This is a genomic window from Streptomyces sp. NPDC038200, assembly GCF_055600785.1.
Genome location: NZ_JBVJYH010000006.1, coordinates 145,585 through 160,410, shown reverse-complemented (window position 1 = coordinate 160,410; position 14,826 = coordinate 145,585). Strand labels below are relative to the sequence as shown.

The 14,826-nt window shown below is 72.8% G+C and carries 13 protein-coding genes; 3 read left to right on the top strand and 10 right to left on the bottom strand.

The annotated features are described in order from the left end of the window. Positions 1-258: 258 nt before the first annotated feature. The 7 genes from pheA to ACZ7KF_RS15125 all read right to left on the bottom strand — a co-directional run bounded on the left by pheA (position 259) and on the right by ACZ7KF_RS15125 (position 7,644). A complete protein-coding gene (pheA, locus tag ACZ7KF_RS15155; protein WP_471073731.1) occupies positions 259-1,191 on the bottom strand; it encodes a prephenate dehydratase in 933 nt (310 codons plus the stop codon). Positions 1,192-1,270: 79 nt separating this feature from the next. Continuing rightward, positions 1,271-2,551, bottom strand: coding sequence for an iron uptake transporter deferrochelatase/peroxidase subunit (efeB, locus tag ACZ7KF_RS15150; RefSeq protein ID WP_471073728.1), 1,281 nt, complete (start codon positions 2,549-2,551; stop codon positions 1,271-1,273). A 9-nt stretch (positions 2,552-2,560) separates the two neighbouring features. Then, entirely contained in the window at positions 2,561-4,618 is a 2,058-nt protein-coding gene (locus tag ACZ7KF_RS15145) for a copper resistance CopC/CopD family protein (RefSeq protein WP_471073725.1), read from the bottom strand. Positions 4,619-4,631: 13 nt separating this feature from the next. Then, a complete protein-coding gene (locus ACZ7KF_RS15140; protein ID WP_471073723.1) occupies positions 4,632-5,099 on the bottom strand; it encodes a copper chaperone PCu(A)C in 468 nt (155 codons plus the stop codon). Next, positions 5,096-5,749, bottom strand: a complete 654-nt coding sequence (locus ACZ7KF_RS15135) for an SCO family protein (protein WP_471073720.1) — start codon at positions 5,747-5,749, stop codon at positions 5,096-5,098. The genes ACZ7KF_RS15140 and ACZ7KF_RS15135 overlap by 4 nt, the downstream gene beginning before the upstream one ends. A gap of 116 nt (positions 5,750-5,865) precedes the next feature. Next, positions 5,866-6,627, bottom strand: coding sequence for a YcnI family copper-binding membrane protein (locus tag ACZ7KF_RS15130; protein WP_471073717.1), 762 nt, complete (start codon positions 6,625-6,627; stop codon positions 5,866-5,868). 147 nt (positions 6,628-6,774) lie between these two features. Further along, the gene (locus ACZ7KF_RS15125; protein WP_471073715.1) at positions 6,775-7,644 is read right to left on the bottom strand and encodes a hypothetical protein; all 870 of its coding nucleotides are present in this window, start codon (positions 7,642-7,644) and stop codon (positions 6,775-6,777) included. A 186-nt stretch (positions 7,645-7,830) separates the two neighbouring features. Between ACZ7KF_RS15125 and ACZ7KF_RS15120 the strand changes: the two genes are divergently transcribed. Together ACZ7KF_RS15120 and ACZ7KF_RS15115 are read left to right on the top strand one after the other, a co-directional pair. Beyond that, the gene (locus tag ACZ7KF_RS15120) at positions 7,831-8,274 is read left to right on the top strand and encodes an ATP-binding protein (RefSeq protein ID WP_471073712.1); all 444 of its coding nucleotides are present in this window, start codon (positions 7,831-7,833) and stop codon (positions 8,272-8,274) included. 271 nt (positions 8,275-8,545) lie between these two features. Then, a complete protein-coding gene (locus ACZ7KF_RS15115) occupies positions 8,546-8,899 on the top strand; it encodes a DUF4333 domain-containing protein (RefSeq protein ID WP_471074486.1) in 354 nt (117 codons plus the stop codon). Positions 8,900-8,904: 5 nt separating this feature from the next. On the opposite strand, the gene pdxR is transcribed toward ACZ7KF_RS15115, so the two are convergent. The 3 genes from pdxR to ACZ7KF_RS15100 all read right to left on the bottom strand — a co-directional run bounded on the left by pdxR (position 8,905) and on the right by ACZ7KF_RS15100 (position 13,507). Continuing rightward, complete coding sequence (gene pdxR / locus ACZ7KF_RS15110) at positions 8,905-10,281, bottom strand: MocR-like pyridoxine biosynthesis transcription factor PdxR (protein WP_471073709.1); 1,377 nt, start codon at positions 10,279-10,281, stop codon at positions 8,905-8,907. A 199-nt stretch (positions 10,282-10,480) separates the two neighbouring features. After that, a complete protein-coding gene (locus tag ACZ7KF_RS15105) occupies positions 10,481-11,965 on the bottom strand; it encodes an aminopeptidase P family protein (RefSeq protein WP_471073706.1) in 1,485 nt (494 codons plus the stop codon). Positions 11,966-12,130: 165 nt separating this feature from the next. After that, on the bottom strand, positions 12,131-13,507 hold the full coding sequence (locus ACZ7KF_RS15100) for a PP2C family protein-serine/threonine phosphatase (protein ID WP_471073703.1): 1,377 nt from the start codon (positions 13,505-13,507) through the stop codon (positions 12,131-12,133). A gap of 606 nt (positions 13,508-14,113) precedes the next feature. On the opposite strand from ACZ7KF_RS15100, the gene ACZ7KF_RS15095 reads away from it, so the two are divergent. Further along, a complete protein-coding gene (locus tag ACZ7KF_RS15095; RefSeq protein ID WP_471073700.1) occupies positions 14,114-14,779 on the top strand; it encodes a bifunctional DNA primase/polymerase in 666 nt (221 codons plus the stop codon). Positions 14,780-14,826 lie beyond the last annotated feature (47 nt).

Here is a 14,826-nt window from a genome sequence, read left to right as displayed (position 1 = left end):
AGCGACTGAAGAATTCCCGGGTCAAACCCCTTCGACGCCCACTTTCGGGTGGAAAACGGTCGCCCCAAAAGATGAACCAAAGGAAACGAGTGGACGAAGGGTGACGCGCGCGTTGGTGGCCTCGAACGGGGGCTCCAGGGCGATTTGTCGACCCTGTGCCCCTGCCCTGTCGACTTGTCCCCAGGTCGAGATGGGGACCTGTGGATAACTCCTGTGGATAACGTTCGTGTGCCGGTACGACCGATACGGGCCGTCTGGTCAGAACCGGCCGTCCTGGCAGCGCGCCACCCAGTCGGCCGCCGCCATGAACTCCTTGTCCGACGTCCCCGGGGGCGTCGGACGGATCTCGCCGGGCGTGATGTCCGCACGCGGATAGGAACCGAGGAAGCGCACTTGGAGGCAGATCCGCCGCAGCCCCATCAGGGCCTCCGCCATCCGCCGGTCGGCGATGTGGCCCTCGGCGTCGATGCAGAAGCAGTAGTTGCCGATGCCGGCGCCGGTCGGCCGGGACTGGAGCAGCATGAGGTTGATGCCGCGTGAGGCGAACTCGCCGAGCAGGTCGCGCAGGGCACCGGGGTGGTCGTCCCGCTGCCACAGCACCACCGAGGTCTTGTCGGCGCCGGTGGGCGCGGCCGGCCTCGCCGGGCGGCCGACCAGCACGAAGCGGGTCTGCGCGTTCTCCGCGTCGTGGATCCCGGTCTCCAGCGCTTCGAGGCCGTACCGGGCGGCGGCGAACTCGCCCGCGAAGGCGGCGTCGTAGCGGCCCTCCTGGACCAGGCGGGCGGCGTCCGCGTTCGAGGCGGCCGACTCCCAGACGGCGTCCGGGAGGTTCGTGCGCAGCCAGTTGCGCACCTGGGGCTGGGCCGCGGGATGGGCGGAGACGGTCTTGATGTCCGCGAGCGCGGTGCCGGGCCGGACCAGCAGCGCGAAGGTGATCGACAGCAGCACTTCGCGGTAGATCGTCAGGGGCTCGCCCGCGACCAGCTCGTCCAGGGTGGTGGTGATGCCGCCCTCGACGGAGTTCTCGATCGGCACGAACGCGGCCTCGGCCTCGCCGGCTCGGACCGCGTCCAGCGCGGACTGCACCGACACGTACGGGATCAGCTCCCGGGTGGCCGCCTCCGGAAGCGTGCGCAGGGCGACCTCCGTGAAGGTGCCCTCCGGGCCGAGATAGGCATAGCTCGCTGGCATGTCCTCACCCTAATGGCCCCAGGGAGACCCGTCGCATGTGTCTCACGAATGCCACTCGACCGTGTGGTTTGAAGGCGGTTCACCCCTCCAGAAGCCGCTGCCCCACGTATTCGCCCTTCGCCGCGCCGCCCGGCACCGCGTACAGGCCGCTCGCCTCGTGCCGGATGTACTTCGACAGCGCGTCGCCCCGGTCGAGCTTGCGCTGTACGGGGACGAAGCCGCGCAGCGGGTCCGCCTGCCAGCAGATGAACAGCAGACCGGCGTCGGGAGTGCCGTCCGCGTCGATGCCGTCGTGGTAGGAGAACGGGCGCCGCAGCATGGCCGCGCCGCCGTTGCGGTCGGGCCGGGTGATCCGGGCGTGCGCGTTGGCCGGGACGACGAAGCCGCCCTTGGCGTCGGTCTTCTCCAGGTCCATCGGGGTCGTCTCGTCGCCGCCGGACAGCGGCGCGCCGTCGGCCTTGCGGCGCCCGATGACCTGCTCCTGGGCGGAGAGGGAGAGCTTCTCCCAGTCGTCCAGGAGCATGCGGATCCGGCGTACGACGGCGTAGGAGCCGCCTGCCATCCACGCGGGCTCGCCCGAGGCGGGCACGAAGATCCGGCGGTCGAAGTCGGACTCGGCCGGCTTCGGGTTGCGGGTGCCGTCGAGCTGGCCCATGAGGTTGCGGGCCGTCATGGGACGGGCGGTGGCCCCCGGGCTGCGGTTGAAGCCGTTCATCTGCCAGCGCACCCGTGCGGCCGAGCCGGCGTCCTTCTGGATCGCGCGCAGGGCGTGGAAGGCGACCAGGGCGTCGTCCGCGCCGATCTGCACCCACAGGTCCCCGTCGCTGCGGTTCTTGTCGAGCCGGTCGGAGGAGAAGTCCGGCAGCGGGTCGAGCGCGCCGGGCCGCTGCTTCTCCAGCCCGGTCCTGCCGAAGAAGCTGTGCCCGAAGCCGAAGGTGACGGTCAGCGAGGACGGCCCCGCGTCCCGGGCCACGTCGGTGTCGTCGTGGGGAGCGGCCTCGCCCGCCATCAGCCGTTCGGCCGTCGTCGACCAGCGGCGCAGCAGGGCCGCCGCCTCCTTGCGGCCCGCGCCCGCCACCAGGTCGAAGGCGACGAGATGACCGCTCGCCTGGAGACCCTCGGTGATGCCGGGCTGATGTTTCCCGTGAAACATCGCCCGGCCGGAGCCGACGGAGGTGAGCGGGGTCGTCTCGGCGGGCGCGGCGGCGTATCCCACGGCCCCGCCTGCCGCGCCGAGCACGAGACCGGTGGCGCCGGCGGTGCCGAGCAGGGCGCGGCGGGAGATGCCGCTCGGGCCGGACACGGGCTTCACCACCGGCGTGTCGGACGTACGGGCCTGAGGGATGGACTGGTCGGGCATGGTGGGGGGTCAGCCGATCTGCGCGTTCTTGGAGACGGTCACCTGGTCGATGTCGGAGGTGCGGACCGTGACGGCGATCTTCCAGTCGCCGGCCATGGGGATCTGCACTCCGCTCGCCGACCAGTGGCCGGTGGTGATGTGGTCGGGGTTCACGGGCAGCGGGCCGATCTTCTTCGCCTCCAGGGTGAAGGAGACCTTCACCTCGGGGACGTCGAAGGCCCGGCCGTTGGGCCGCTGGACGTAGACGTGCATCTCGTTGCCGCCGACGCGCGCGGGGTCGAGGTCGATGCTGGCGACGCCCTTGCCGTCGGTGCCGCCGGTGTCGAACGGCATGTCCAGGGTGAGCGCGCCGGATGTCGCCGTGGTGCCGGAACCGGCCGGCCGGGAGGTGGCCGCCTTGGCCTCCTGCTCGGTGCGGCCCGGTTCGGTCTGGGTGAGCGCGGTGGTGACGGCCAGCAGGACGAGGGCGACACCGGCTTCGGCGAGCACCGAGCGGCGCAGTCCGAAGCGGTTCGGGTCGGCGTCCCGCAGCCGCCTCTGCCGGGCGGCGTCGGCGGCCGCGCGCTGCCGGGCGAGCTGGGCGGCGCGCTGGGAGTCACCGGCGCCGGCGCCGGCGCCGGTGCTGGTGCTGGTGTCCTGATCCGCGGCGCTGCCCTTGCCTCCGGTGCCGGCCTTGCCGGTCGCCTTCGAGGCCGGGACCTGCTCCTTCTCGGCCCGGCCCTTCTCGGCTCGGGCGGTCTCGGTCTGGCTCCGGTTCTTCTCGGCTCGGGCGGTCTCGGTCTGGCTCCGGTTCTTCTCGGCCCGGGTCTTCTTGGCCTTCCCGGTGCGGGCGACGGGGTCGGTGAGCCGTCCTGTCCACCGCCGGGACACGGCCGCGACGCCGACCAGCACCGCCACCAGCCCGATCTTGACGAGCAGCAGCTGCCCGTAGCGGGTCTCGGTGAAGGCCGACCAGGAGCCGAGCTGCCGCCAGGACTGGTAGACGCCGGTGGCGACCAGTGCGAGGACGGAACCGAAGGCCACCCGGGAGAAGCGCTGGACGGCGGCGGCCTCGACCGGGGTGTCGGCGGGCGCCCGGTACAGGGCGACGAGCAGCGCGGTGAGGCCGCCCAGCCAGGCGGCGACGGCCAGCAGATGGACCACGTCGACGGGCATCGCGAGGCCCGGCTGGAGCCCGGTGGAGGCGTGCTCGGCCATGGCCCAGCTGCTCGCGAGCCCGGCCGCGACGACCACCCCGCCGACCGCGAGCCCGAAGGTCAGGTCGCGCTTCTCCGCGCCGTCCTCCCGCCGGGTGTAGGCGCCGAAGAGGACGGCGACGAACAGCGCGGCGGCGGCGAGCAGCAGCAGTCGGGAGACCAGGGCGGCACCCGTCTTGGTCTGCAGCACCTGGCCGAGCAGATCGAGGTCGAAGACGTCGGCGAACTTCCCCGAGGTGGTGTAGGCGCCGCGCAGGAGCAGCAGCCACAGGGTGGCCGCGGTCAGCGCCACCCAGCCGCCCACGACCAGCCGTTGCAGGGCCCGCACGCCCGCGCCGCGCCGCCAGCAGCCGAGCACGAACGCCGCGCCGCCGGCGAGCACGATGAAGCCGGCGTACGACGCATAGCGTCCGAAGGCGTAGAGACCGCCCACCACTCCGCCGCCCGCGGCCGGCCCGGTGCCGGAGACGACGGTCCGCGAGGGTGCCCCGATGGAGAAGGTGTAGGCGCCGGCGACGGGATGGCTGTCCGCCGAGACGACCTGGTAGGTGACGGTGTAGGTGCCCTTGGCCAGGCCGCTCCTGAGCTTCACGGCGTACGTCGTGCCGCTCACGTTGGCGGGGCTGCCCGTCTGGACGGGCTTGCCCCTGGGGTCGAGGACGCGCACGGAGTCGTCGCTCATCGCGACCTTCTCCGAGAAGGTGAGCGACACCTGGGTGGGCGCCTTGTCGGCCACCACCCCCTGCGCGGGGTCGCTGCCGGTCAGCGCCGCATGGGCGGAGGCCGGGCCGGCGCCCGCCAGCAGCGCGCCGATGACGGCGAGGCACAGCAGTACCAGGGTCCGCAGGCGGGGGGTGATGGTCCGGGTCACGGTGGTCCCTCCCTCAGTGGCCGGTCGACGGGTTGTACGTGGCGGACTCCACCGGCATCTCGACGGTGAGGGGTCCGGATGCGGCGAAGGTGAGCTTCACGGTGACCGTCTGGCCCTGCTTCGGCGCCCGCTTCAGCCGCTCGAACATCAGATGGTTGCCACCGCTTCTGAAGACGAGCCGGCCGTGGGCCGGTATGGCGAAGGCGGACTTCTCCGCCATGGCCCCGCCGACGGTGCTGTGCATGGTGATCTGGCCGGCGAGGTCGCTGGTGACCGAGGTCAGCCTGTCGCCGGCCCCGCCCTTGTTGGTGATCGTCAGGAAGCCGGCCGCCATGTCGGCGGAGACGGGCTGCGGCATGTAGGGGGAGCTGACGGACAGGTCCGCCTTGTCCTGTCCGGACGTCGTACCGGACCCGGAGCAGCCCGCGAGGGCGAGCGCACCGGTGAGCGCGCCCGCGGCCAGCACGGCACGACGCCTCACGGGTTGGCTCCCTCGACGAGCTTGGGCAGGTCCTTGGTGTAGTCGTCGACCGTGGCGGCCTCGCCGTAGAGGACGTAACCGGCGTCGGTCTTCGGGGAGAAGGCGATCACCTGGGTGCCGTGCACCGAGACGAGCTTGCCGTTCTTGTCCTTCGTCGTCGGCTCCACGGAGATGCCGAGGGACCGGGCGCCCGCCTGGACCTTGGCGAAGTCGCCGGTCAGGCCGATGAACGCGGGGTCGATGCCCTTGAGCCACTTGCCCAGCTCGGCGGGGGTGTCGCGGCCGGGGTCGGTGGTGACGAACACGACCCGCAGGTCGTCCTGCTCGGCCTGGGGCAGCGCCTTCTTGGCGACGGCGATGTTGCTCATCGTCGTCGGGCAGATGTCGGGGCAGTGCGTGTAGCCGAAGTAGACCAGTGTCGGGTGGCCCTTGGTCTCCTTGCGGAGGTCGTACTTCTTGCCGTGGGTGTCGGTGAGCACCAGGTCCGGCTTGTCGAACGGCTGGTCGAGCACGGTGGCGACCTTGCTCGCGTCCGACCCGCCCGAGACCACGGCGACCGGCGACCCGCTGTCGTCCCCGTTGCCGCAGGCGGACAGGTTCAGGGAGGCGGCGGCGAGCAGCACGGCCGCGGCGAACGTCTTCTTGCGCATAGAAAAATGTCCCAGATGTGTGAACTCCGGCGCGCACCGGGGTCGTGCCGGGTGTCGTGCGAGGTGTCGTGCGACGGGATCGCCCGACGCCCGGTGCGCGCTACGGAACGAGGGGCTCAGGCGGTGGTGCGGCGGCGGCCCGCGAGGACGCCGTAGGCCACGCCCGCGATGCCGACGACGATGCCGACCACGCCGAGCACGCGCGCGGTGGTGTCTGTGGTGCTGTCGGAGTCGTCGGCGGCGGCCGTCTTCTCCGTCTTCTCGTCCGTGTCGGCGGCGTCCTCGGCGGCCGCCGTGCCGCCGTGGTGGTCGTCGGTGGCGGCGGACAGCTCCAGGACCGGGGCCGGGTTCTCCGGCTCGTCCTGGCCCTTCTGCTGCACCTCGATCCAGCGCACGACCTCCTTGTTGTCGTACGTCTGGATCGCCTTGAAGGCCAGTTCGTCGGTGTTCTCGGGCAGGGCGCCCAGGGAGAGCGGGAACTTCTGGAAGTAGCCGGGTTCGATGCCCTTGCCGTCGGCGGTCCAGGTGACCTTGGTGACGGCCTCGTCGATCTTCTCGCCGTGCATGGTGAGCGGCTTGTCCAGCTTGGACTTGGTGACGACGGCCTTCCAGCCGGGGACCGGCTGCGGCATCACCGAGGCGATCGGGTGGTCGGCCGGAAGGGAGACCTCGATCTTGGTGGTCGAGGCGTCGTCGCGCTCGTTGGGAACCTTGAAGTCCACGACCGCGTAACCGCCCTTGGCCGCGGTGCCCTCCGGCTGCACGGTGACATGCGCGAAGGCGGGGGCGGACAGCGCCAGGACGGCCGTGCCCGCGACGGCGGCGGCGGCGGTGACACGGGCGGCGGCGCGGCGCGGGGCGATACGAGAAGCCTGCATGGCAGGAGCACTCCACTCTGAGAGTTCCGGTGATGGGGAGAGGTACGCGTGCGCGTGGCCGTGCGACTCGTTCGAGGGCGCACGCGCGTGGTTGCCGCGCGACGGCGGCCCCTCCCCACCGGCCGGTGGAGTGACGGTCGCGTCGCGTCAGGCGGCGAGAGCGAAGGCGACGGGCGGGCCGCGCCTGATCACCGTGTGCTGGAGTGCGGCGGTGTGCGGGGCCGGGGCCTCGTCCCGCTCGGGGCGCGGGCCGCGCGGGCCGGGCCCGGTGGCGGGCAGCAGCCCGGCGCACAGGGCGCACGTCAGCGCGAGCGCAGCGCGCAGGGATCGTACGAGCGCTCCCTCCGCGACTCCATGCGCCGACAGCGTCAGCAGCCGCAGCACGGCCAGGTCCCCGCGGCGCAGCAGCCAGCCGGCGGCCACGGCCGCGAGCACATGGCCGAGCAGCATCGGCAGCGAGGGCAGCAGGCCGGCCGAGGCGCCCGTGGCGTCGTGCGCGTGCTGGAGGGTGCCCAGGGGGGCCGTCGGCCGGCCGGAGCGGTCTATGAGACGCGCGTCGAGCAGCAGACGGAAGGCGTGCCCCGGAGTGAGGGACGCCGGGGTCGACCCGCACACCAGCCGGGTGGCCTGCTCGATCAGCGCGCTGTCGCTCAGCGCCCCGGCCGCGGACCCGGAGGCACCGGTGCCGCCGCCGGCGGGCATCGACGCCATCGACATGCCGCCGGAGGCCGTCACGCTCCCGTGCCGGCCCAGCCCGAACAGCGTGTGCAGCACGGTCTGGCCGAGGGCGAGGAGCGCGGCGATGCCCGGCAGCGAGCGGGTGCGCCCGGCGAGTGGTACGACGAGCAGCAGACAGCCCAGGAAGCCCGCGCCGAGGGTCCACAGCGGCACCGACGCGCAGGAGGCCAGAGCATGCCCGGACGCGGCCAGCGCGACGCAGACCGCGGCGAACACCGCGGCCCGCAGGATCCGGAGCCCGGCTCCGGGACGCGCCGTGCGCGGGTGGGGGGCAGTCATGGCGCGCTCATCATCGCACTGCCCTTACCTCCGGCATACGGCAGGTCGTCTGAGCCGCCCCTCATACACCGATTCCTCCCCCGGCACATCGGCTGTATGGGGGGAGTCACGCCCACGGAGTGCTTACGGCCGCCTACGGGCGGCAATAGGTAACGGTATGTCGAGCCGCGGCCAGGAGGCTGGAGCATGAGCATCTGGTGGTCACTCCATCTGCGGCGCGAGGCCGCGAGTGTGCCGCTCGCGAGGCGGCTGCTGCTCGGCACGATGGAGACCGCGGGCGTCGACCCGGAGATCTCGTACGACCTGTCGGTCGCCCTGAGCGAAGCCTGCGCGAACGCCGTCGAGCACGGTGGGAACGCCACGTCGGGCGTCTCGGAGGCGTACCGGGTGACCGCGTACCTGGACGGCGAGAAGTGCCGCATCGAAGTGGCCGATTCCGGTCCCGGTATCGCGCGCGGCCTGGAACTGCGGCCCGCCAGACCGGACGCCGAGCACGGGCGCGGCCTCTGTCTGATCCGGGAACTCGCCGACCACGTCCACATCGGGCCCAAGCCCGGCCGGAGCGGGACGGTGGTCAGCTTCGACAAGATGCTCAAGTGGAAGAAGGACCCGTCGCTGCTCACGGCATAGCGCGCGCCTGCGGGTCGAGGCGGGCCCGGCCGGCCGAGGGGTCCACGCCGGGAGGCTCGGGCCGCCGCGGAGGCTCCACGCGCGTGCCGGTCAGGCGGGGGAGATGTCCCGCGCGGTGGAGATGTCCTGCAAGGAGGGCGAAGAAGTCGAGGTCGGAGGGGATCGTGGCGGACCGGGGCGGCGCCGGCGAGTAGGCTCCGGGGTCCTTCCCCGTCCTGATCAGCCCAGACCGGAGTCCCACGTGCCCGAAACCCGCCTGCCCCTCGGCCGCATACCCGCGACCCGGTGGTCCACGGCGCTGCCGGCCCTCACCGCCGTGGCGGCCGGCCTGCTGCTCGTCGGCTGCTCCGCCTCCGTCAAGGTCGAGAAGTCCACGCCCGAGCTGTCGGCGGACAGACTGGCCGACACCCTCGCCGAGAAGCTCGCCGCGACCACGGGGCAGCCGAAGCCGCGGGTCGACTGCCCCGAGGACCTCCCCGGCAAGGTCGGCACCACCACCCGCTGCACGCTGACGGCCGGCGACGGCAGCACGCTGGGCGTGACGGTCAAGGTGACCTCGGTCGAGGACGGCCAGGTGAACTACGACTTCAAGGCCGACGACCACGCTTCCCCGGCCGCCGGCTGACCGGTTCAGCCGGCCGTCTCCAGCACCTTCGCCAGCACCTCCAGCGCCTCCGGATACACCCGCTCCCGCGGCGTGCCGTAGCCGACGACCAGGCCCTGCGGCCGGCCCCGGCCGCGGCCGGGGACGTGCCAGTGCTCGCCGAGGGTGCCCAGCGCCAGGCCCTCCGCCTCCGCGCGGGCCAGCACCTCCGCCTCGTCCGGCACCTCGACGAGCGCGTGCAGTCCGGCCGCGATCCCGTGCACGTTCCGCGCCGCCCCCAGCCGGTCCAGCAACCGGTCCCGGCGCCGCCGGTAGCGCAGCCGGCAGGCGCGCACATGGCGGTCGTACGCGTGACTGTCGATCAGCTCGGCGAGCGCGAGCTGGCCGATGGTCTCGGTGTGGTGGTCGCTGTGCAGCTTGGCGTCGGCGACCGCGTCGACCAGCTGCGGCGGCAGCACCATCCAGCCGAGGCGGAGCGCGGGGCCGAGCGTCTTGGAGGCGGTGCCCAGATAGACGACCTGGCCCGGTGCCATGCCCTGGAGGGCGCCCACCGGCTGCCGGTCGTAGCGGAACTCGCCGTCGTAGTCGTCCTCGACGATCAGCCCGCCCCGCGCGCGGGCCCAGTCGGTGAGCGCCCGGCGCCGCTCGGGACGCAGCGTCACCCCGGTCGGGTACTGGTGGGCCGGTGTGACCACCACGGCCGCCGCCTCGCCCAGCTCTCCGGGGCGTGCCCCGCGGGAGTCGACCGGGACCGGCAGGACCGTTCCGCCGTTGCGCCGCACCACCTCCCGGTGGAAGGGCAGCCCGGGGTCCTCCATGGCGACGGCGGCGCCGTCCAGCACCCGCGTGAGCAGGGCCAGGCCCTGCACGTACCCGGAGGTGACGACGATCCGCTCCGGCGGTGCGAGCACCCCGCGCGCCCGCCCCAGGTAGCCGGAGAGCGCGGTGCGCAGCTCGATCCGGCCGCGGGGGTCGCCGTAGTCGTACGCCAGCGAGGGGGCCGTCGCGATGGCGCGGCGCAGCGCGCGCAGCCAGGCCGCCGCCGGGAACGCGCCGACGTCCGGGCTGCCGGGGCGCAGGTCGAGACGCGGCGCACGCGCGCGTGCGGCCGTGCCCGGCTCGTCCGCCCGTACGACGGGCAGCTCCGCGACCCGGGTGCCCGAGCCCTGCCGGGCCGTCAGATACCCCTCGGCGACCAACTGGTCGTACGCCGCCTTCGCCGTGCCCCGCGAGATGCCGAGGTCGGCCGCGAGCCGGCGGGTGGCGGGCAGCCGGGTGCCGGGGCCCAGCCGCCCGTCGCGCACGGCGTCCCGCAGGGCCCGCTCCAGACCGACCCGGCGTCCGTCCGCCGCGTCGGGTTCGAGATGCAGATCGGCACCCACACCGGACCAGAAGTCGTCCACGAACACCCTCCCCCTAGGCACGTGAAGCCTTCGCGCGTGTACGAGCACGCCGATGGCCGGGCACCTTCCCGGTGCCCGGCCATCAGTGTCTTATCAACCTGCGAGGTCTTATCAACCTGCGAGGTCTTATCAACCTGCCAGGTCTTACCAACCTGCCAGGTCTTACCAACCTGTGAGGTTGTCGACCCTTGAGGTCCGGTCAGCCCTTGAGCGCGGCCATCCACGCCTCGACCTCGTCGGACCGGCGCGGCAGACCGTCGGAGAGGTTCCGGTTGCCGTCCTCGGTGACGAGGATGTCGTCCTCGATCCGGACGCCGATGCCCCGGTACTCCTCCGGGACCGTCAGGTCGTCGGCCTGGAAGTACAGGCCCGGCTCGACGGTGAGCACCATGCCCGGCTCCAGCGTGCCCTCGACGTACGTCTCGGTCCGCGCGGCGGCGCAGTCGTGGACGTCCATGCCGAGCATGTGGCCGGTGCCGTGCAGGGTCCAGCGGCGCTGGAGGCCCAGCTCCAGGACGCGCTCGACCGGGCCCTCGACCAGGCCCCACTCGACGAGCTTCTCGGCGAGCACGCGCTGGGCGGCGTCATGGAAGTCGCGGTACTTGGCGCCCGGCTGCACGGCCGCGATACCGGCCTCCTGGGCCTCGTACACGGCGTCGTAGACCTTCTTCTGGATCTCGCTGTACGTGCCGTTGATCGGCAGCGTGCGCGTGACGTCGGCCGTGTACAGGGTGTGCGTCTCCACGCCCGCGTCGAGCAGCAGCAGGTCGCCGGAGCGGACCGGGCCGTCGTTGCGGACCCAGTGCAGGGTGCAGGCGTGCGGGCCGGCGGCGCAGATGGAGCCGTAGCCGACGTCGTTGCCCTCCACGCGGGCGCGGAGGAAGAAGGTGCCCTCGATGTAGCGCTCGGACGTGGCCTCGGCCTTGTCGAGGACCTTCACGACGTCCTCGAAGCCGCGCACGGTCGAGTCGACGGCCTTCTGCAGCTCGCCGATCTCGAACTCGTCCTTGACCAGACGGGCCTCGGACAGGAAGACGCGCAGCTCCTCGTCGCGCTCGGCGGTGACCTTGTCGGTCAGGGCCGCCTCGATGCCGGCGTCGTGGCCGCGCACCACGCGGACCGGGCCGGTGGCCTCGCGGAGCTGGTCGGCCAGCTCACGCACATCGGCGGCGGGGATGCCGTACAGCGCCTCGGACTCCGTGAGGGAGTGGCGGCGGCCGACCCACAGCTCGCCCTGGCCGGAGAGCCAGAACTCGCCGTTCTCGCGGTCGGAGCGGGGCAGCAGGTAGACGGTCGCCTCGTGGCCGTCACCCTTGGGCTCCAGGACCAGGACGCCGTCCTCGGTCTGGTTGCCGGTGAGGTAGGCGTACTCGACCGAGGCGCGGAAGGCGTACTCGGTGTCGTTCGAGCGGGTCTTCAGGTTGCCCGCCGGGATCACCAGGCGCTCGCCGGGGAAACGGGCGGAGAGGGCGGCGCGGCGGCGCGCGGTGTGCCCGGCCTGCTCGATCGGCGCCAGGTCCCGCAGCTCCGTGTCGGCCCAGCCGGACTTCATGTTCTCGGCCAGCTCGTCGGAGACGCCCGGGTACAGGCCGTTCTTCCGCTGCTTGACGGTCTCCTCGGACTCGGTCTCCGGGCCCTCCGCGGTAGCGGAGTCGGGGACGGCCGGGTTGAGCTCGTCGGACACGTGATCCTCCTCGATACGCCTTGTGATCTCCCCCGGGCCCGCGACGCTCCTGCTTGTGGCCGAGCGGGGACCTCCATCATCGTACGGTCGTACCCAGGGCGGGCGTGGGTCGGATGACCTGTTATGCCCGGTCATGCCAGCGGGCGCGGCCCGCGCTGCCCGCGCTCAGTCGAAGCGGGCCGCGAGCAGTACCACGTCCTCCTCGCTGTCGGCCGTGTCCAGGCCGTCGGGCAGGACCGTGCGCAGCACATGGTCGGCTACGGCCCCCGGATCGTGCCGGACCGTGCGCGGGACGCTCGCGGCGGCGGCGTGCAGCCGGGCGAAGGCGCGGTCCATCGGGTCGCCGGTGCGGTGCAGCAGCCCGTCGGTGTAGAGCAGGACCGTCTCCCCGGCCTCCGCCTGGACCTCCACGCTGGGCGCCTCCCAGCAGGCGAGCATGCCGAGCGGCGCGGAGACGGAGGTCTCGGCGAACTCGGTGCGCCGCTCGCCGATCAGCAGCGGCGGGCTGTGCCCGGCACCGGCCAGGGTGATCTTGCGCAGGGCGGGCTCGCAGTAGGCGAACAGGGCGGTGGCGGAGCGGGCGGGCTCGGTCAGCCGCAGCAGCAGCTCCAGGTCGGACAGGACGGCGACCGGGTCCTCGCCCTCCATCACGGCGTACGCGCGCAGGGAGGCGCGCAGCCGGCCCATGGCGGCCACGGCGCTCGGCCCGGAGCCGGTGACCGAGCCGACGGAGAGGCCGAGCGCGGCGTCGGGCAGCGGCAGGGCGTCGTACCAGTCGCCGCCGCCGCGCGGTCCGGTGCGGCGCCGGGCGGCGAGCTGGACGCCGGCCACCCGGGGCAGCCGGGAGGGCAGCAGTTCCTCGGTGACCGTCGCCATGCACGCGCGCGTGCGTTCCACCTCCAGCAGCCGGGCGAGGTGTTCGGTGGCGTGCCGGACGTACAGGCCGGCGAGGTGGCGCCGGCGCTCGTCGGGCTCGGCCGGTTCGTCGTAGAGCCAGACGGCGGCGCCGAGGCGGCCCGCGGACTCGGTGGCGAGGGGGAGGGCGTAGCTGGCGGCGTAGCCGAGGCGGGCGGCCACCTCGCGGTGGCGCGGGTCGAGGCCGTCCTCGGCGAGCAGGTCGGGGTGGACGATCTCGGCGGTGCCGCCGGTGTCGTACGGCAGCGCGCCGGGCGGCACGGTCTCGATGTGGCCGAGGTCGGCGCGGCCGAGACCGAGTCCGAGGCTGGTGCGGGGGCCGAGGCCGTCGGCGGGCTCCAGGACGACCAGACCGCGGCGGGCGCCCACCAGGGCGGCTCCGGCGCGCAGCAGCTCCTGGAGGGCGGCGTCGATCGCGTGGGTGCGGGCGAGGCGTTCGGTGAGTTCGTGGAGGGTCGTGAGATCGGAGACCCAGCCGGCCAGCCGGTCCTGGAGGAGGGTGCCGGGGGCGGGTGTGTGGGGGGCGGGGACGGGGGCGGGGCCGGTGGAGGCGGGCGCGACAGTGTGTGCGGGCGTGGGAACCGCCGGATCGATTCCGGCCACTTTCGCGGTGTGCGGGGCGTTCATGGCGTCCGGCTTTCAGACCGGTGCGTATTGCCCAAAAGCATCGCAAACCCCCATGTCATTCTGCGCCGCTAGCAGTGTCTCCACATGTACACGCACTCGTGAGGGGATGTCCAGCATTGTCCTGCGGGGATTCCTGGTGTCCATGGGTGGGACGAGGGTTTTTCCCGAACCTCTTGCCTTACTGCCAAGTTGGCTCAAAACTGCCTTAGGTATCGGTTCATTGCGGTCGACTGGCCTTGCTCCACAGAGCGTCACAGCGGTCGTGATGGGTACGTACTCGGAGAAGGCCAGGGGTGGTTGGGGACCACCCGGAACCTGGCGACGGACCCGGGCGTCATAACCACCGACGACCGAGCCCCATCCTCCCGTGGCGGAGGCGGAGAGAAATACGCGCGACGGCAAAACGCCAGACTTCGCCACCCCCATGCCGCAGCCGTGCTTTTGACAGACGCACTACGGACGCGGCCAACGCTCGACCCCCTGGGGTTCCTCCTGTCGTGTACAGGGGTGTGATGCGCCATCAGGTACGCACAGTGAAGTGATCGACACATGGTGTGATGTAGCCCACGGTGTTGCCAGCGGTGCAACGGAAAGGAACGAGCGCTCATGCGCGAGATCCTCGGAAGGCGACGCAGGCTTCTGTCCAGGCGGAACGACGGGAAGCCCGAGCTGCTCAGCGCGGCCCTGACCTTCGCCACGGAATGGCAGTGGCCGGTGCTTCCGGGTGTCGCACCGGACCCGCAGGGGCGGGCCCGCTGCGCCTGCCCCGACCCGGAGTGCACGGTGCCCGGTGCGCACCCCTTCGACCCCGGCCTGCTCGCGGCCACCACCGACGCGCGCATGGTGCGCTGGTGGTGGGCCAACCGGCCCGCCGCCCCCATCGTCCTCGCCACGGGCGGTACGGCGCCCTGCGCGGTGAGCCTGCCGGCGCTCGCCGCCTCCCGTGCCCTCGCCCTGCTCGACCGGCGCGGCATGCGGCTGGGCCCGGTGATCGCCGCGCCGACCCGCTGGGCGCTGCTCGTGCAGCCCTACTCCATGGAGCAGCTCGGCGAGCTGCTCTACGCCAAGGACTTCGTCCCCGGCTCCCTGCGCTTCCACGGCGAGGGCGGCTATCTCGCCCTGCCCCCGTCCGAGACCGGTCAGGGCGCCGTCCGCTGGGAGCGGGCCCCGCTGCCCGGCTCGGCCTCGCCCTGGGTGCCGGACGTGGAGGCGGTGGTGGACGCCGTGGTCGACGCCCTCACTCGTACGGGTGTGAGCGCGCCCGAGTTGTAGGGGATGTCCGGCGCGGAGGGGCGGGCGAGCCGCGCTCGCTCGTTATC